This window comes from uncultured Parabacteroides sp. (assembly GCF_902493135.1).
Lineage (GTDB): Bacteria > Bacteroidota > Bacteroidia > Bacteroidales > Tannerellaceae > Parabacteroides.
Genome location: NZ_CABUOD010000006.1, coordinates 1 through 19,402, shown reverse-complemented (window position 1 = coordinate 19,402; position 19,402 = coordinate 1). Strand labels below are relative to the sequence as shown.

General features: G+C 47.8%; 15 protein-coding genes. 11 read left to right on the top strand and 4 right to left on the bottom strand.

Annotated features, from left to right (window positions below):
* Nucleotides 1-5: 5 nt before the first annotated feature.
* The 10 genes from RDN79_RS03995 (at nt 6) to RDN79_RS03950 (ending at nt 11,226) form a co-directional block, all read left to right on the top strand.
* Nucleotides 6-809, top strand: a complete 804-nt coding sequence (locus tag RDN79_RS03995; RefSeq protein ID WP_298552643.1) for an N-acetylmuramidase family protein — start codon at nt 6-8, stop codon at nt 807-809.
* Entirely contained in the window at nt 806-1,222 is a 417-nt protein-coding gene (locus RDN79_RS03990) for a hypothetical protein (protein WP_298552641.1), read from the top strand. The genes RDN79_RS03995 and RDN79_RS03990 overlap by 4 nt, the downstream gene beginning before the upstream one ends.
* 223 nt (nt 1,223-1,445) lie before the next feature.
* Entirely contained in the window at nt 1,446-2,024 is a 579-nt protein-coding gene (locus RDN79_RS03985) for a LytTR family DNA-binding domain-containing protein (RefSeq protein ID WP_298552639.1), read from the top strand.
* 120 nt (nt 2,025-2,144) lie between these two features.
* Nucleotides 2,145-3,278 carry an AraC family transcriptional regulator gene (locus RDN79_RS03980; protein ID WP_298552637.1) on the top strand — a complete coding sequence of 378 codons (1,134 nt, stop codon included), beginning with the start codon at nt 2,145-2,147 and terminating at the stop codon, nt 3,276-3,278.
* 882 nt (nt 3,279-4,160) lie between these two features.
* Nucleotides 4,161-5,387, top strand: coding sequence for a DUF3575 domain-containing protein (locus tag RDN79_RS03975; RefSeq protein ID WP_298552635.1), 1,227 nt, complete (start codon nt 4,161-4,163; stop codon nt 5,385-5,387).
* Between the two features lie 6 nt (nt 5,388-5,393).
* A complete protein-coding gene (locus tag RDN79_RS03970) occupies nt 5,394-6,443 on the top strand; it encodes a DUF6562 domain-containing protein (RefSeq protein ID WP_298552633.1) in 1,050 nt (349 codons plus the stop codon).
* A gap of 48 nt (nt 6,444-6,491) precedes the next feature.
* Nucleotides 6,492-8,363 carry a DUF6562 domain-containing protein gene (locus RDN79_RS03965; protein WP_298552631.1) on the top strand — a complete coding sequence of 624 codons (1,872 nt, stop codon included), beginning with the start codon at nt 6,492-6,494 and terminating at the stop codon, nt 8,361-8,363.
* A gap of 145 nt (nt 8,364-8,508) precedes the next feature.
* On the top strand, nt 8,509-9,387 hold the full coding sequence (locus tag RDN79_RS03960; RefSeq protein WP_298552628.1) for a hypothetical protein: 879 nt from the start codon (nt 8,509-8,511) through the stop codon (nt 9,385-9,387).
* A 48-nt stretch (nt 9,388-9,435) separates the two neighbouring features.
* The gene (locus RDN79_RS03955) at nt 9,436-9,771 is read left to right on the top strand and encodes an HU family DNA-binding protein (RefSeq protein WP_298552626.1); all 336 of its coding nucleotides are present in this window, start codon (nt 9,436-9,438) and stop codon (nt 9,769-9,771) included.
* A gap of 342 nt (nt 9,772-10,113) precedes the next feature.
* Nucleotides 10,114-11,226, top strand: a complete 1,113-nt coding sequence (locus RDN79_RS03950) for a hypothetical protein (protein WP_298552624.1) — start codon at nt 10,114-10,116, stop codon at nt 11,224-11,226.
* Here RDN79_RS03950 and RDN79_RS03945 read toward each other — a convergent pair.
* Nucleotides 11,211-12,677, bottom strand: a complete 1,467-nt coding sequence (locus RDN79_RS03945) for a glycosyltransferase family A protein (protein WP_298552883.1) — start codon at nt 12,675-12,677, stop codon at nt 11,211-11,213. The genes RDN79_RS03950 and RDN79_RS03945 overlap by 16 nt on opposite strands.
* Before the next feature lie 97 nt (nt 12,678-12,774).
* On the opposite strand from RDN79_RS03945, the gene RDN79_RS03940 reads away from it, so the two are divergent.
* Nucleotides 12,775-13,893 (top strand): Card1-like endonuclease domain-containing protein, encoded by a 1,119-nt coding sequence (locus tag RDN79_RS03940; protein ID WP_298552622.1) that lies wholly within the window; start codon nt 12,775-12,777, stop codon nt 13,891-13,893.
* Nucleotides 13,894-13,909: 16 nt separating this feature from the next.
* Here RDN79_RS03940 and RDN79_RS03935 read toward each other — a convergent pair whose 3' ends face one another.
* The 3 genes from RDN79_RS03935 to mutA all read right to left on the bottom strand — a co-directional run.
* A complete protein-coding gene (locus tag RDN79_RS03935; RefSeq protein ID WP_298552620.1) occupies nt 13,910-15,307 on the bottom strand; it encodes a S41 family peptidase in 1,398 nt (465 codons plus the stop codon).
* 88 nt (nt 15,308-15,395) lie between these two features.
* A complete protein-coding gene (gene scpA / locus RDN79_RS03930) occupies nt 15,396-17,543 on the bottom strand; it encodes a methylmalonyl-CoA mutase (RefSeq protein WP_298552618.1) in 2,148 nt (715 codons plus the stop codon).
* 12 nt (nt 17,544-17,555) lie between these two features.
* On the bottom strand, nt 17,556-19,402 hold a 1,847-nt coding region (gene mutA, locus RDN79_RS03925), incomplete at its 5' end, for a methylmalonyl-CoA mutase small subunit (RefSeq protein ID WP_308572909.1).

Genomic DNA, 19,402 nt, shown 5'->3' with positions numbered 1-19,402 from the left:
TAGATATGAAAACACTAAGAGCAGGCGCAACAGGTGACGAAGTGCTCACCTTGCAGAATTTATTGAACCAATGGGGCTTTGCGTGCCCCCTGACAGGAGTATTTGACGAAAACACGGAAAAGGCTGTCTGCGATTTCCAGCAGGTACAAGGCTTGACAGCCGATGGCATTGTCGGAAAACGAACCTGGGAAACCTTGCAGGATGAAGCCCGGCGGCAACTTGTACCCTTCCGTTTAAAGGAAACCGATTATGTGCAAGCCGCCGAATACCTGAACGTCGAAGTAGCCGCAATCAAAGCCGTGCAGGAAGTGGAAACCGGCGGACGGGGCGGATTCATCCAAATCGGTTATCCCACGATACTCTTCGAGGGACATATCTTTTGGAACCAATTGAAGGAACGGGGGCTGAATCCCGAAGATTATGTAGCAGGAAACGAAGATATACTTTACCCCAATTGGACGAAAAAGTTCTATAAGCAAGGCATGGCGGAATACGACCGTTTGAACCGTGCAAAGAATATCAACGAAACGGCCGCCCTGTGTTCGGCAAGTTGGGGAATGTGGCAAATCATGGGATTCAATTACGCAGTGTGCGGCTGCAACACGGTATTTGATTTCTGCACTGAAATGCAACTGAACGAAGGCACACAGCTAAACCTGTTCACCGTGTTTTTACGCACAAACGGTTGGGACAAATACCTCCGGGATAAAAACTGGGGCGAATTTGCACGGCATTACAATGGCCCTTCTTATAAAGATAACCAGTATGATGCCAAATTGTTGCAAGCATATAAAAAGCACGCGGAATGAAACTCGTAAGTCTTTGGTGCATCTGTTGGGGAATGTGTTGTTTCTGTGCGTTCAGCCAGAACCATTCCCTCGAAGCCGACATAAGGAACCGCCTGTTTCCCAAAGGAAAGATCATCGGGCAGCCTTTCACATCCAGACAACCCTGCATCCGGATGTTGCGCGTCGATTCATACCGGGAAGCCTGTGATTTCTTCAAAGGTATCTGTGCCGGGGAGGGAAAAGTGAAAATACGGCAACATAACGGACATCCCTATTATTTCTATTCTCTGCCAGATGACGGTTACTTTGTTTTCACGGACGATGTGAAGGAGAATAGGAACGAAGTCGCTATCCTATGGATAAAAGTGCCCTCGCTCATAAAACAGGGCATCAGGGAAATACACTTCGTGGAAACAATTAAAATTAAAAGATAAATGCGGGTACAATTCCCCTTTGTTTTGACGGTAAGGTAGATATGATGTACTTTTGCCAACAATTTAATAAACAAAACTATATCATACGTATCATTAGCCGTTCTGTAATATGCTTTACGGGGAATATAGATGTGTGGCTTTCTCCGTTGGCTCTTGTTCCATTAGTATTGAATGAGAAATAGCCGAAATCACTTGTGAATTGGATAATTAAAATATTTTCAAAATGAAGTATGTCGTATTAAAAAATTCACATAGCATATTATGTGTTCAGCTTCCGGAGGGATTCGGAGCTAACCTTGAAATTGTCTGTTTTGAGAATCAGGCAGAATTCGATGGTTTTCTAAAAGAAGCTCCAACAGGAGTGTGTCAAATCGGATTTCCGCAGTCCGGCACCGGGATGATAGAAGAGCAGGGCGACTCTGTTCACGATGGTTTATTTATTCGTCAGAACGATTTCTTCAGGAAGATTCTGTTCTGTGAAATCAAGTGGATAGAAGCCTCCCGGAGTTATTGCTATATTCATACCACCAAACAGAATAAGCTGATAGCGACCTGCCCGATGGCGGAAGTAAAAAAGAAACTCCCGCCTGATTTATTTATCCAGATACACCGTTCCTACATTATCAACAAGAGATGCGTCAATAAATTTGTGGGCAATGCGGTTTACATTGATGAGGAATCATTTCCGGTGAGCCGCAAATTTAAACCAATGGTTTTAGACCAATTCCTTTTTTTGGAAAACCCAAAAGATAAACCGGAAAATGATTTTCAAAGAGATACCGAAGAAGAACGGACAGATTAATTTTCAAGAAAGTGCCGTCTTTCTTCGGTTTTAAGTGAAAATATATGTATTTTTGCGGATAATTCACTGAATAACATACAAATAAACAGACAGTTATAGGATTGGTGATTTAAACAACTTATGGAAATAGAGAAAATACTAATCAATGGATTGTTTCATTATACGCCATGTATCTTCTTGCTGAGTGGTATTCTGCTATGGATGCGTCGCCAGCCGGGGGATCGCTCAAGGCTCTTTTTGGCCTTTCCTTTTCTTCTGGCAGGCATCATGTTTTCTGTCCGTATTTTTAGAAGTGAGCCTTCTTTACTTGCCGTGTTGTCTATCAGCTCGCTTTGTAGAGGATGGACTTCATTGTCGTTGCTCTATCTTTATCCGATAGAAGTAATTAGCCCGGGATGGCTCACATTTAAAAAAGGTGTTTTTCTGTTCGTTCCCTGCTTATTGCTCGATCTGGTGTTATTATTTCTACCTTTCCAGCTTAGGGAATTAACTTCTTTTTACGATATTATAGAAAATATAGCCGAGTTCAACGTTTGGTTTCGGTTAATCATCCTACTGTGTATCATCCCCTATAGTTTAATGCTTTTTTATATCCCATATAATTATAAGCGGAGTAGCGCAAATTATAAATGGATTGCTCTCTATACAATAGGAATCCAAGGAATATGCTTCTTCTATGTGGCTTATCTGTTGACAGGTGCTGCGGCTATGGCTATCGGTCACATGGCTTATTGCAGTCTTTTGTGCCTGTTCGTCACCTATCAGGAACTATTTCTACGGATAAACGTACCGGTTACTCTCCGGGAAATCCCGGTTGAATCCTCTGTATCATCTGATATACCTGTACCATCAGAGACACTTGATACGCCGGATGAAAGTATAATCCCGGAGAAAAATAAAAAAAATCCTTTGTGGATACGGCTCAACGAACTGATAGATAGAGAACAACTTTGGAGAAACCCGGACACGAATATAACCAAACTGGCTGTCCTTTTAGATACAAACCGCAATAAACTCACCCAGATAATCCAAGAGCAAGGTTATGATGGTTATAAGGAGTTTATCAATCGTCGCCGGATTGATGAATTTTTGAAAATTGCAGACAGTGATAAATACGTAAACGTATTAGATACTTTCTTTAAAGTAGGCTTCCGTTCTAAGGCGACAGCACTCCGTAATTTCAAGGAATATACCGGAATGCTCCCGAGTGAATATTTACAGCAAAAAACCAAAAAAGATACAAAAACGCTCTGAAAAATGCGTTTTGATACCCTCCGTGCATTTTGACACCTAAATATCTGCATTTTATGCGTTTTGATACCCATATTAGTGCAGAAAGGTAACTTCCGTTAATTTTTCATTTCCTAACTTTATGGCGCGAGTAAACGGGAACGCTACGGCGCTTCCGCTTGCAGTTGTTGATGTTTGTTTTTTCTGTTTTTGAGAACCGGAAATGGTTGTTCTTGTATTAGGATGAATAATAAAAATAGGCGACAAGGATAACTTTCGGGAGTAGAAAACATTGGGAAGCCGGAATATGTCATTGGGAAGCTAAAACATTCCATCGGGAAATAAATATGCTCTTGGGAAGTTTTGAGATACCATTGGGTAATATCGGAATGTCATTGGGAAGAAAAAACTGTTCATTGGGAAAATAGTTCAGCATTGAATTGTGTTTCTTGATGAAAAATATCATTCGGAAAACGCTTCCGCTCATTGGGAAAATAATTCCCGGCATTGGGCTATATTTTTTTGATTAGTGGAAGTTGGGGCTTAGATTTATGCCAGAAAATTCCTGTTTGGGAGAAAAGTTCTTTGGCATAATGACATGAAAGATTGTGGAATGTAAACATTAAAAAGATGAAAAGTGTTACTGGTTATGCGAAAAAATCCCCGTTTTTATTTGGCAAAATGGATAATTTTGCTAACACACACACACACACACACACAGGGCGCCGCCTAATTTCCGCGCGTAATTTACTAATTTATAGACGTTTCACAAAATCAGTTTCATCTTTTTTTGTGCGATTTGTCATGCACATACCTCTCGTATTCAAAAGTAATCGACTGGTTTCCTGCAATCCCTCAGTGTTACTTTTATCCCCGGATTATTTTCAAAACATAAAACTATTAAATATGAATGGAACAACTGAAATAGTAAAGTATAAGAATGGTCGTCTGTTCGTCCTTTTGCTATTCGTTTGCTCGTTTTTGCCCCATTTACAGGCGCAAAACAGAATGGCAGGCAAACCGGTGCAAATCGCTGATAGCGTTCGGACGGTTTACTCCGACATCATTTATTTCTCACTGAACAATGGTGATTGGATTGAACAGTCGGAATATAAAAAGGCCGGACGTATGTTGCGCTGGGCATTGTCCGACACCATCACTCCGATTGTCATTACCGGCTGGGCGGACGAAAGCGGTACGGCGGCGTTCAATGAACAACTGTCTCTGCGCCGTGCCCGCACCGTGCGCAATTACCTCGTGAAGAAAGGCATTGCACCGGAACGGATCACGTTCGAGGGTTGCGGCATAGACACCGGAGCGGAAAGCCCAGAGAAAGCACGCCGTGCCGATGTGCAGGGCATGATCAGGCTTGCCCTCGCGGATGCACCGGAAGTACGGGCGAAAACCGAACCCGTACCCGTGAAGCAAGAAGCGGAAGCCGAAAAGGTTGCGCCACCTGTCCCGAAAAAAGAAATAACGGTGGCAGAACAGCAACAAACTGAAACCCCGGTTAAAGTGCAACAAGCAGAACAACAAACCGTCACAGCCAAAGAAAAAGCAGAAGCGATAACGGCACAACCGGAACGGCAGCCGGAACAAACCGTAAAGATAACGCCGGAAACCGCATCTTCTTCTCCCCGCTACCTCGCCGTCAAGACCAACCTCGCGGCATGGGCGGGTACAATAATGAACCTTGCCGCCGATGTGCAGGTGAGCGAACATTTCTCTGTAGAATTGCCCGTACTCTGGTGCCCGTGGTACGTGAGCAGCGAGCACGCCGTGAAGACCTTTACCATTCAGCCCGAAGCCCGTTACTGGCTATCGAAACCCGGCAAGGGGCATTTCTTCGGCGTACATGCCCACGTGGGCTGGTTCAATGTGAAATGGAACCGCGACCGCTATCAGGACACCGACCGTCCGCTCTTGGGCGCAGGTATCAGCTACGGTTATCTGCTGCCCTTTAATGAGCATTGGGCGGGCGAGTTTACGCTCGGCGCGGGCTATGCCAACATGCGCTATGACACCTATTATAATATAGATAACGGCGCACGCATCGACACACGCACCAAGAATTATTGGGGCATCACCCGCGTAGGGCTGTCCGTGGTCTATCGCTTCAACCTTAAAAAATAACGGCTTATGAAACAGAAATACACGATAGGATTTATCGCCCTTGTGCTGACAATCGTCCTTGCCGGTTGTGTACACGATTACCCGTCCATGACGGAAGACGGCGAAGAAGGCATCGACCCCACGCTGGTAGAAGTCAATACCGAAGTCACGCTCGATCTGGAACTTGTTCCGCTGGAAATCATCACGCAGAAAAATGCACGCAGCGGAACCACGAAAGCCCGTGCCGGAAAACAAACGGACTACCGCCGCCGCTTCATCATCGAGGCGTGGAGGGAAGGCAAGCCCACAGCCCGGCAGGTGACGGTGATGGAGACCGCCGAAGAAGAAAACGGCGACGGGAAAATCTCGCTCCCCATCCGTCTGAAACTGCACGCGTTGGCCTATACCCTCGCTGTATGGACGGACTACGTGGCGGCAGGCACGGACACCGACCTCTATTATGACACCAAAGATTTGCAATACGTAGCCTGCCGCGACCCCTACACGGGCAGCACCGACTATCGGGACTGCCTTTATGGAACCGCCGCCCTCGACCTGCGGCAATACCGTGACGAATGGAACGCCAAGGTTCAGGTAAAAGTGGATATGGTGCGACCATTGGCGAAGTATGAACTGATAGCTACCGACGTGAAGGATTTCCTTCGTAAGACGAAGAAGCAGCGCACCGATGGCGAAGCGTTCACCATCACGTTCTCCTATGGCTTCTACCTCCCCACGGTGTTCAACGTCCTTTCGGGCAAGCCTGCGGATTCGCGGACGGGAATAGCCTATACCACCCCGCTCACCGTCCCCACGGACGGACAGGAGGAATGCACCATCGGAACGGACTTCGTATTTGTGAACGGTGAGGAATCGTTCGTCAAACTCTCGATGGAGATACAAGACGGCGACGGCAACGTCATCAGCCGCACTACGGGGCTGGAAGTGCCCTACCGACGGGGACACCTCACCACCGTCCGTGCCCGTTTCCTTACCAACGAGATGCAGGGAGGCGTGGACATCAACGATGAATTTGACGGGAATATAGACTTTGACCTCGACGGTCTGCTACATTGATAAAAAGAGTGAATTACCAATAAATTAAAAATCAAAATTACCAAGCACATGAAAAAGTATCATCTTTACCTTTGGATTATCGCCCTCGTGGGGCTGATGACCTCTTGCAGCCAGGACGAAACCGACGCGCTGCAAACCGCTACCGAGAGTAACCGCGTGACCCTCACCGCCTCGCTGCCCGAAGATTTCGCGCAAATCGGGACACGGGCACTGCCCACGCCTCCCACCGACTACCAATTCCGCTGCATCCTCGAAGTATGGACGCGAGACGCAAGCCCTGCGTTGAAATACCGGGAAGAAAAAGTGGGACTGACCGGCGACAACGTAGTATTCGATTTCAAGATAGATAAAGGCACATACGACTGCCTTTTCTGGGCGGACTTTATCGCAACGGGTGCCGCAAATGGAAATGCCACAATCGGGGACGTGACCTATACACATTACGACGACAAGTTTTATGTCACTAATAACACCAGCGACGGTCTGAAAGCCATCTCGATTATTAGAAGAGCATACGTCTTTAACACCGATGTCCGGGATGCTTTCTTCGGTCACTATGAATTAAAGAAAGACGCGGCAGCCGTGACAAATCCCTCTATCCCTGCACTGACCCGCCCGTTTGCCAAACTGACGATAAAAGAAAAGGATGCTACAAACTACAGCTATTGCAGCACGCTGGAAGCCAAGTACAGCGTACCTGCCATGTTTAATGTACTGAACGGGACAGTCGATAGTGACCAGAGTAGCACGATTGAGCTGTATCTCAGCGGCAAATCAAACGAACCGCAGACTCTTTTCTCCGACTATATCTTTACCAATGCCTCTTCCACTTTAGGCAGTATTTCTTTGACCTTTACAGGGACGGGGGATAAAAAGTTGCAGCCGATCGACATCCCTGCCGGAATCCCCCTCAAGCGCAACTACAAGACCAACGCTACCGGAAGCCTGATTTCGGAAAAGCCGGAACTCATCAAAGACGTGAAACTGACCGTGGACATCAACAGCGACTGGACAACGCCGGATGAGGAGTACGATGCCGAAATCCCCAATGCCAAAAATGTTCTCGACCTTGCAAAGACCGAGGGAAATGGCGACGATGCCACAGCCTACAAATACACCATCGACACCCCCGAAAAACTGGCGGCGCTCGCCACGCTCACGAAAGCCGAAGCGGTGATAACGGGCTGCACCAAAGCCAAATATAGTTATGCCAACTACAAGCTCGACGCCAACATCAACCTCGAAAACAAACCGTGGACGCCGATAGATAATTTTTATGGAACTTTTGACGGACAAGGCCACGCCATCAGCAAAATGAACGTTTCAATCACATCCCAATCCAATATTATGGGCGGATTGTTCGGAACTTTGTTCGGAACGGTCAGCAACCTTATCGTGGAGGGAGCGGTTACCGTAGAAGGTGCAGACTATTGTCGTGCCGGAGGTATATGCGGTCAGCTGGCTGGAACCATTGAATTCTGCCGCTTCAACGGTACCGTTTCCTCCACCACCTCGAACAGCGAAGAGTCGAACTATGCCGGAGGAATTATGGGAGGTTATGTCGGGGCTATCTCAAAAATCACCGGCTGCATTGCCAATGCTAAGGCAACAATTAGCGGCGGAGATGCCAGCAATTCCGGAGCAGGCGGTCTGGCAGGCAAGCTATATGGCAATACCTGCAACTACTCGGCGTGGAACAGCGACTCCAACAGCGGAGGGACTTCCGATATGATAGGAAAGAATTCAGACACCGGCGGCAGCACGGGCACCGGCAACAACCCCTTCACCAGCATCGCCGAACTGAACAACCTGCTCGACGACATCAACAGAGACGTGTCCAACAGCACTTATATCTGGCAAGCAGGCAGTACCGGCACCGATTACCCGATACTCGTTCCGCGCACGCCTGCCGTCAACTAACCTGCGGCAAACAGCTATTCGGACAGCCATGCGTCAATGTCCGGGTGTCAGATAAGGCACTTCCCCGCCTCGCAGCGGGGAATAGCGCAAACGAGAGAGATTCAACTAATTTATTAATCACAACAGCAAGACAGAAAGATACGCCATGACTGAGAAGGAAACAATACCGGGAGCATTCAAAGCCCTCATAACAGGCTACGGCATCGTGGGATTCGATTATGCCTATATCCCTGCGACTTCTGTTCCTGAATTTTCTTTGAAAGGCGACAAACCTTTCACAATCTTCACTACGGTTTGTTTCAAAAACACACAGAACGGATTGATTCTCGAACAGCAGGATATGTTTCAGATGGGTATCATGGATGGATTGCTCTACGTTGCGGCAATAGATTGGTGTGCCATTAAGTTCTCGGAATATAAGGTAGCTGGGTTTGTCACCGACCGTTGGTATTCCATTGCCATAGTCTATGACGGCAAAATCTTGTCCGCATGGCTGGAAGGGGAAAAGAAAGATTCTTTCAAATGCAAAGCACCCTACAAAGGAAAGGCGGAAAAGGAACTATGTATCGGAAAGCGACTGGATGCGTATTTTAAGAACTTTCTCATTTTCGACCGGGCATTGTCCGGTAATGACATCAACAGCCTGACTTCCGGTGAAGAAACATTGCAGCAAGAAAGCCTCGTCTGGTTCGATTTCAGCAAATACGGAAGAAAGAGCCAAAGTCCGAACGGGATAAAAATAACAACGAAATACTTGGGCCGCATCGTCATAGTCTATCCAAGCAGGCAATTCCGTTTCACGATAGACCGTAGGTATCAGAACATAGAACAAATGCTCAACGAGCTATTTGAAACTTCAAAAACCGTCAATTTTACCGGGCGCATTGGCTACAAATCCGAAGCGGGTACTCACCATTTGGCAGGACTGGTATCCCTCGGCACATCCAAGCCGATAATGTGCGAAGTCGAAGGGGAAATCGCTACTATCTGGGAAAGTATCGACATTGCTCAGACCAATATATAAACAATTGTATTCATCCACCTATCGTCAAAATATAAAACAGAAATAGTAATGAACAAAAAAGATTTGATTGACGCACTTTCCGCAAAACTGCAAGAGGACAAAAAGGTGCATTATCCAAAATGGGAACTAACCACTATCATAGAACCGGCGTTGGATCTCATCTTAGAAGCATTGAGCCGTGACGAAGAAGTCCATCTGAACAACTTCGGGCGTTTTACCGTAAAGCACAAAAAAGGCTCTTTCTTCTACAACATGAATACCGGGCAAAAAGAACTTGCTCCGGACAAGAAAATCCTTCAATTTACGCCGACTAAGAATTTCCATTTCAACGACAACACCTCAGACTCTCCGGCAACCGATGCCCCGGACAGCGAAGAGACGTAACCTCTATATAAAAACCAGTTACCCTAAGCACCAACCTTTATTATATCTATTCCATGAAATTCACAAAAGAAACACCGGAACCCCAACCAAATCAATGGTTTGAGTTCCGGTGTAGTCTTTTAAGGATACGTCCCATCCGGCACATTTCTCTGTATATACAGACTTTCGCAAAAAACACCTTTTACGAGGGGTAAACTCCGAAATTTAGTGCTATATTTGCCGGACAAGATTTTTAAGTATTAACCCCGTCCATGTACCCCTACATGTACAGATTCGGGTTTCTACCCAAAAACAACGCTTGATTTACAATGCGTTATCAAAAAAGAGACTGTCTCAATTGCCATGAAACACCTCTTTTTTTTCTCTTCCTTGATCGTCTTAAGCCTGTCGGGTTGCGGCGGAAAACAAAACACAACCGCCGAAGATGAAAACGGGACGCTTGCGGCAGACACCGTCGTCGTCGAAATAATCCCGGAACTTCCGCCTTTAGAAGCCGGAGAAGTATTCTTGAAAGGGAAAGAAGCATTCCCCGAAGAGGCGGAACTGACGGGGACACATATCGTGGAACCGGACACTTTCATCTTCAAGCCGGTCGAACCTTCTATGCTGATCAAGGACAGCCTCTTGATTATGGGCAGCATGGACGCGCCGTTCTATGCCTTCCGCTATCCGGCGTTCACCCACATGAAAACAATCGGCAAACGGGGAAACGGGCCGGATGAGTTCCTGCTGCCGGTCACCGTAGAATCTCTCGACCCGGCCTACCTTTGTTATATGCTGGACGGATATAACGGCAACCTTTACGGACTCGATCCTGATCTGAAGACGCATTTTATAAAGAAAACATTCGACCGCAAGTCAATCTGGGACTATGTCGAACATGCTTACCCGGCAGGCGAGAAAGCGATTGTCTACCAAATGGGCAGCAACATCTACCGTGTCTCTTTGGAGAACGATTCGGTTCAACGCGAAAAACTGTATAACCTGCGCTTGAAACAGGTCAAAGGCATACCGACGACAGGTGCGCTTTGCACCCATCCCGAACGAGACCGGATGGTCTTCGCCTACAAGTACACCAAGATCATCAAGTTCATGGACATGGAGGCAAAGACCGTCCGGACGCTCAACTTCGAGCAATCCGGCTTTGACGAAAAGACGCTGGCCATCCGGGACGGGCTGGATGCAAACGTCACTCATTATATGCAAGTGATGGCAACCCGGGACCATGTCTACATCACCCACTCCGGACGAACTCCTTATGTCGTGGCGGCGGAAGCCCAGAAAGGCAACAACTATATGTTTCTGGAGAAATACGACTGGAACGGCAACCCGGTCAAACGATACAAGCTGCATGACTTTTGCGTCTACAACGTCATGGACCCTAAAACCGGCACGTTGGTCATGGCAACCTATTACCACGACGACCCGTTCGTCGTCTATCACCTGGACGATTGAGCGTTCAACGCGATCCGCGCCTGCAACTCCCAGGTACGGAGACGGTCTTTGTAAGTATTATGCGCGTTCATTTTCACGATGTCGAGCGCGGCATCCGAATTGTCTTCCCAACGGCGGCAGAGGTAAAGGACGTCATAGATGCGTCCGATCCGCCAAGTACGGGAGATACGCAGCCCCAAAGCATAATCTTCTCCATAACTGGTATTCGGCAGGTTGATTGCGCGGAGCACAGGCGTATAGAATGCACGCGGAGCGCCTAAGCCATTAATGCGGAGCGCATTGTTGCGCCCGTTTTCAGGCGTCCACTCCCGATGGTCGATGATGCCGGGCGGTATTTCGTTCAGTTTGAAATCCGTCATCCGATAGGTTCCGACCACCATCGCGCAGTTTTGCTCATAAAAAGCATCGACGATCTTCTGCAACGTGTCAGGACCGCTATACATGTCGTCGCTATCGAGCTGGACGGCAAACTTGCCGCAAGCCGAATGATGTACGCCCATGTTCCAGCAGCCGCCGATCCCCAGATCGGAACGTTCCGGCACCAAATGGATCACACGTGCGTCAGCGGCATATTTTTCGATCGCTTCGGAAGTTCCGTCTGTCGAATGGTTGTCCACAACGATCAGGTTAAAGCGGAAGGTCGTTTTCTGCGCCAGCACGGAACGGATGGCATCTTCTATCGTACGGATGCGGTTACGGACCGGGATGATAACGGAGGCTTCCTGCCCGAAACCACCGGCATCGAAAGCGATCGGTTCAAAGTCAGGGGCAAGATAACCGCCGACCCGTTTCAGGTAGGCCGTACAAACGGCTTCCATCTCGACCTGCACCACCCGGTTCTTCGGATCGACATAATCGAACAGCTTCTCTCCGCTCTTGCGGGTATCCGGTTCCGCCTCGGTGTACAAATACTCGTTGACATGAACCAGTTCGGACAACTCCGACACACGCAGGCGAAGGTCGTACAGTCCGGCGAAACGGTAATCGGCGTCCATTGCCCGGACCGCCTGCTTCAAGACGGATGAACGGAAGAACAAAAGCGAACCGAAATCAAAATCATCACGCAGGCTTCCTCTCTGGTAGTCTATGACAGGAGCCGGGCGGCAGTGGCCGTCTTTTACCTGGTAACGATCCGCATAAAGCATTCCGGCATTCGTATCGCCGGCAATAGCCGACAGACGTTCGAAAGCGAACTGCCCCGGCTCGAAAGCCGTATATTTAGTATATAATAATGTATAGGCCGTATCTGCATGCAAAGCGATCGTCCGGATAGTGGCGGTACTGGCGGGCGAGTCGATCATCAGGATCTCACAGCCCTCGACCGCACCGGGAACCTTTTCCGTTGCCAGCAGGTAGATGTTCTTTACCCGGTCGCACTGCCTCAACGCCTTTACGGCTTGCCCGGTCCGGGGTAAAGAGAGGAACGGAATAAAACAATTTATCATTTCCATCATATAATTAATTGATACCGGAGCAAAAATAAGGATAAAATATGAGCTTTTGCCGGAAGAGAAAAGTATCTTTGTAAGTAGATCAAAAATAAAACAAATGAAACACCAGATAATACTACTTGGAAAAGACATAACTTCGGTCTATCACGGCATCAAAGAGTTCGGGGCGGATCATATCCACCTGCTCTACACGGATGCTACCGACCATATCGAAACGCCCATGTACCCGCTGTTGCCTCCTGCCATCCGGTGCAACCGTTACAAGACAGAACCTTACAACGGGAAAAGCGTGATCGAAGTTTGCCGCCAGATTCACCAAAAGTATCAGGGAGAATTCACCTATAACCTCTCCGAAGGGACAAAGGTCATGGCTTTTGCCGCTTTCACCGTCGCCAAAGAATCGGGAGCCGATGCATTCTATCTGACGCAACACGGCGAAGTCGTCCACCTCAGCCGTTTCGAGAACCATCCGTTGCATACGACGCTCAACAATGACGAGATTCTCAACCTGAGCGGGAATATCCTCACTGCTTATCACGACGTGAAGGAACTCAGCAACGAAGATGTCAAAGCCTCCATGCGCATCAAACAATTCATCGAACAGTATCCGCAGGAACACGCCCGCATCCAAAAGTTCTTCAGTATATTCTGCAAACGTCAACTCAACCGCTTGCCGGCCTCCAAAATCTTTGCCAACAACCTGCGGTTCAAACAAAGGAACGGCTCGATCCTGATCACTTTAAGGGAATATGTCTTACTCCGCCTCCATCAGGACAATGCAACAAGGCTCTATTTCGAAGGGCGTTGGTGGGAGACGCTGGTCGCCAACCAGGTCCGCAACTGGAGCATGCAACGGGAAAACTCTCCCGAAGTATGGCGCAGCGTCATTTTCCAGACAAACGAGAAAGACACGCATCCGAAAAACGAGGTCGATGTGTTGTTGAACAACGAGCAGAAACTGATCTTTATCGAATGCAAATCCGGCAATGTCACGCAAAATGATATTTACAAGATAGATGCAGTGCGGGAAACATACGGCGGCGACATATCGCAAGCCGTACTTGCCAGTTACTATCCGGTGGAAAAAAGCCTGCAAGACAAATGCAAAGACTTGCAGATACATCTCTTCGCCCCGAACTTCCTCACCGAACGAAGCAGCCATTTAAACAAAATGCCAGCCTGGTTGGACAAGCTGGCAGATGATCTTCAGTTATAAACTGATACAAGAGGTCTTATTTTCCGGATTCGAAGATAAGGCCTTTTGTTTGTTTTCTCTCGAGAGACGACGGGACGAGCAATATGCGGCCTTCGCCTTCCGCACGTGCCGGCTGGCTCTTCAATCCGGCTATCCGCGAGAGCGCCTCGCTCAGCAACATCTCGTTGGTATCGCCAAAAGGTAATAATTCATTTCCTATGGCCAGTTCCTCGATCTTTACGTCCGGTTCAAAACCGTTTGCATAGTCGGCCTCGTGACGGGCATTATAAATGCGCAATGTAATCGGATGCAACAGCCAGCCATATTCTTCCTTCGTTCCGAAAGTGTTACCGCCGACCCGTTTGCCAATCGTTTTTCCACCGATGATCGTGATATTGCTGCGGGTCAGGTAAGGGATCAGGCAGTTGATCACAGCCTCCGAAGCGGATGCGGTCACACTTCCCGTCAGCACATAAATGCGTTTCAGATCCAGGTTGGCATTTCCTAATTCGGCATTCTTTTTCAACAGCAGCGTTTCATTGCTTTTAGATTGCTTTTCGTTATGCTCCATGATGCAGAATGTCTTACCCAAAGCATCAGCCGGAGCCAAGAGAGAGGTCATCAACTGCGCACAAGTTACCAAGCCACCCTGGTTATATCGCAGGTCCAATACAAATTCGCTAACGTTCTTCGCTTTAAACTGCGCAAAAATCTGTTTCATCCGGTTGTCATACTCTTCACCTTCATCATTGGGACCGGAAGTAAAGCTGTTATACACTAAATAACCGATCTTCCTGCCATTGATCGTATAAACAGAATCTTTCAGGAAAGGTGTATCTTCCACTGCGCGGGAAGCTGCAATCGAAATAGTCCGCTCGGCTACAAACCTTTTTTCATAACGTCCCAACAAAAAACGAGTCGCACCTCCTTTATAAAAAGCTGATAAATCCGTCACATTCGGAGTGTCACTTCCAACCCCGCCAATCCAGTCGCCACGTTTCAGTCCGGCCTCGGCAACCGGCGAACCGGGCAATACATATAAAACCCAGGCATAATAAAGGCTGCCGTCTTTATATGATGCAAACTCAAAACCATACGAATCGGCTGCCGTAACAGACTTCGTTTCCTCTTTCTTTTTCTCTATCCGGGAGAAAGTGAGCCATCCGTCTCCGTACTTTACACCATCCTGGTCAGACAACAATGATTCGAAGAACTTGTCAGGAGATTGTGAGAAGTTCAAGTTTCCTTTGTCGGGCACATCCTCATTCCATAAATAGTAATCCGTCATGATCTTATAGATCCAATCGTTCGTACCTTCGTCGGAAAGGTCCGGAACCTTATCATCCGTTGTACAGGACGGTACAAGCAAAAGGACAGCTAACAATCCCATGAGGACGACAAACGTCGTTTTCACTAAAGCAAACTTCTGTTTCATTGTCATATCTGTATTAATTGAAAAAAATAACCGCGCAATTTCCAAACGGAAACTGCGCGGCTTTTATTGGAAAAACTTACGTTTTTTATTATTCACCTAACAGGATTTCCAGGATCTGGACTGCGGCTTTCGCTACAGAAGTACCCGGACCGAAGATGGCGGCAACACCTGCTTTGTACAGGAAGTCATAATCCTGTGCAGGGATAACGCCACCGGCGATCACAATGATATCTTCACGTCCTAACTTCTTCAGTTCTTCGATCACCTGCGGAACCAAAGTCTTGTGTCCGGCAGCCAAAGAAGAAACACCCATTACGTGAACGTCGTTTTCTACAGCCTGGCGGGCAGCTTCGGCCGGAGTCTGGAACAACGGTCCCATATCCACGTCGAAACCACAATCGGCATAACCTGTAGCCACAACTTTAGCACCACGGTCGTGTCCGTCCTGACCCATCTTGGCGATCATGATACGCGGCTGGCGACCCTCTTTCTTGGCAAACTCGGCAGTCAGCTCACAAGCCTTCTGGAAGTCTGCATCTTTCTTCGTTTCTGATGAATACACGCCTGATATAGTTCTGATGATTGCTTTATAACGACCTACTACCACTTCGCAAGCATCCGAGATTTCTCCCAGTGATGCACGCAAGCCGGCTGCTTTGACAGCCAGTTCCAACAAGTTGCCTTTCTTCGTGCGAACGCATTCCGTGATGTCGGCTAACGCTTTCTGTACGGCTTCTTCGTCACGGTTGGCACGCAGTTCTTTCAACAGTTCGATCTGCTCGTTACGAACGGCAGTATTATCGATTTCAAGGATATCGATCGGATCTTCTTTCGGCAGACGGTATTTGTTCACACCGACGATTGTCTGGACGCCGGAGTCGATACGAGCCTGCGTACGGGCAGCAGCTTCTTCGATACGCATCTTCGGCAGACCGGTTTCGATAGCTTTCGCCATACCGCCCATGCTTTCGATTTCCTGAATCAAAGCCCAGCCTTTATGAACCAGTTCGTTTGTCAGAGATTCCACATAGTAAGAACCTGCCCACGGGTCGATTTCTTTACAGATCTTCGTTTCCTCCTGAATATAAATCTGAGTGTTACGGGCGATACGTGCAGAGAAGTCTGTCGGCAAAGCGATCGCTTCGTCCAATGCGTTCGTATGCAGAGACTGCGTGTGACCTAAAGCGGCAGCCATAGCTTCAATACAAGTACGGCCTACGTTGTTGAACGGATCCTGTTCAGTCAGCGACCAACCAGAAGTCTGGCAGTGAGTACGCAAAGCTAAAGATTTCGGGTTCTGGGCACCGAAGCTCTTCACGATCTTCGCCCACAACATACGTGCGGCACGCATCTTGGCGATCTCCATGAAATGGTTCACACCGATTGCCCAGAAGAAGGACAGACGCGGAGCGAAAGCATCGATATCGATACCTGCGTTCACACCGGCACGAAGATATTCAAGACCGTCGCAAAGCGTATAAGCCATTTCGATATCGGCTGTCGCACCTGCTTCCTGCATGTGGTAACCGGAAATGGAGATGGAATTGAACTTCGGCATCTTCTGAGAAGTATATTCGAAGATATCGGCGATGATACGCATGGAGAATTCGGGCGGGTAGATATAGGTATTACGCACCATGAACTCTTTCAGGATATCGTTCTGGATCGTACCGGCCATTTCTTCCAACTTAGCGCCTTGTTCCAGACCGGCATTGATATAAAATGCCAATACGGGAAGAACACCGCCGTTCATTGTCATGGAAACAGACATCTTGTTCAAAGGAATACCGGCAAACAGAACTTTCATGTTTTCCAACGAACAGATAGATACACCGGCTTTACCGACGTCACCAACCACACGTTCGTTGTCGGCATCGTAACCACGGTGTGTCGGAAGGTCGAATGCGACAGACAGACCTTTCTGACCGGATGCCAGGTTACGACGATAGAATGCGTTGGACTCTTCAGCTGTAGAGAAACCTGCATACTGGCGAATTGTCCAGGGACGCATAGCATACATACCGCTATACGGGCCACGCAGATAAGGAGGCAGACCGGAAGCATAGTTCAAGTGTTCCATACCTTCCAGGTCTTCTTTTGTATATACGGGTTTCACCTCGATGTGCTCGGGTGTTTTCCAATTGGCTTCGATGCCATTGGCTTTTGCCCATTCGGCAGCATTAGTAGCTGCAAAACCGGCATTCTTTATATCTATGTTTTTAAAATTTGGTCTCATAATTGTTTCTACTTAAGCGATTCCTAATTTTACGTTGAAAGCTTTCAATGTTTCAAGCACGTTGCTCTTTACATTTACATATTGGTCGATGCCCACTGCTTTCAGATCTTCCATGCAAGCAGGCATACCGGCTACAACAAATTCTGCTCTTCCGGCCAAAGCCTTGTAAGCTGCAGGAGCCAATTCTGCATATTCATCATCGCTTGAGCAAAGAACCACGATTTCAGCACCAGCCTCAACAGCGGCTTCAACACCGGCTTCAACCGTATCGAAACCTAAGTTATCAATAACCTTATATCCTGCACAAGCAAAGAAGTTGCTTGAGAACTGGGAACGGGCCAGGCGCATAGCCAGATTACCGATCGTCAACATGAATACTTTCGGAGTCTTGCCGCTCTTTTCCGTTGCCAGACGCAAAGCTTCAAATTCGGAAGCGCCGCGCGAGAAGTCAAGGGCCGTAACAGTAGCTTCGCCACAATCGTGACCGCCACCACAACAGCAGGAAGGAGCTTCTTTGATCTTTCCGGCAGCCACTTCGTTGAAGTTCGGGAACTGGTTGGTTCCTAACAAGATTTCACGACGGGTAGCAACCGCTTTCTTACGGGCTTCATTGGAAGCGTTAACGGCTTTCTGGATTTCTCCGGAAGCGACTTCCACACCAAAACCACCTTTGTCTTCCACTTCCAGGAACAACTTCCAAGCAACATCTGCCAAGGAGTTCGTCAAGACTTCCACATAATAAGAACCGGCAGAAGGATCGACAACCTTATCCAAATGGCATTCTTCCTTCAACAGCAACTGCTGGTTGCGGGCAATGCGTTCGGAGAAATCGTCAGGAGTCTGATAGGTCTTATCGAACGGACGAACCGTGATCGAATCGACACCGGCAAGAGCAGCCGACATGGATTCTGTCTGTGAACGCAACAAGTTTACGTGAGCATCATAAACAGTCATGTTCCATTCCGAAGTCTGTGCATGAACATGCATCTTGCAAGCACACTGGCAAGCAGGATTGTAAGCGGCAACGATTTCAGCCCACAACCAACGAGCTGCACGGAACTTGGCAATTTCCATGAAATAGTTGGAACTGATACCGAAATTGAATTTGATCTTCTTGGCAACTTCCGTAGCATCCTGGCCGGCTTCGGTCAGCTTAGCCAACAGTTCGTTACCCCAAGCCAATGCATATCCTAACTCCTGAGAGATATAGGCACCTGCATTGTTGAAGTAGAAGGCATTTACAGCCAATACTTTGTAACCCGGCAGAGCAGCACCCGCTTTGAGCACAGCGGCGGCAGCTTCCACCCAGTTTTCATTTTCCTTACCTTTTACCAGAGGTTTCTTGAACGGATCGTAGTTTACAGAGCCTTTGCATTTTTCCAGGTCTGCGCCTTTGCTTTTGAAATAGTCGGCGAGAATACCGATCAACATTTCAGCCTTGCAATTGCAAGTGTTGAAATTCAGTTCCACACATTCAGGACAAATACCGTCAAGCAAGGTAACAATGTTTTCAGCGTTTACGTCGCTTCCCTTAACGATGAAGCCAAGAGACGTCACACCCTTATTCAGGATGTCAAGGGCTTTTTCATTAGCACCTTTGAAACAGGTGACTTCGATGTTCTGGCGCACCTTCCAATCGTTGTCCTTCTTTGTTCCGCGAACGTAAGGGAATTCACCGGGAAGAGACTCGGTTGTCTTCAAACCTTCGATGTCTTCTGCACGATAGAAAGGATTCACATTAAATCCTTCGCCTGTCTTCCAAACAAGCTTTTTCTCAAACGGAACCCCTTTCAGGTCGGCCGTAATCTTCGCCATCCACTCTTCAGTAGACACAGGTGCGAATTCTGAGAAAAGTTTTT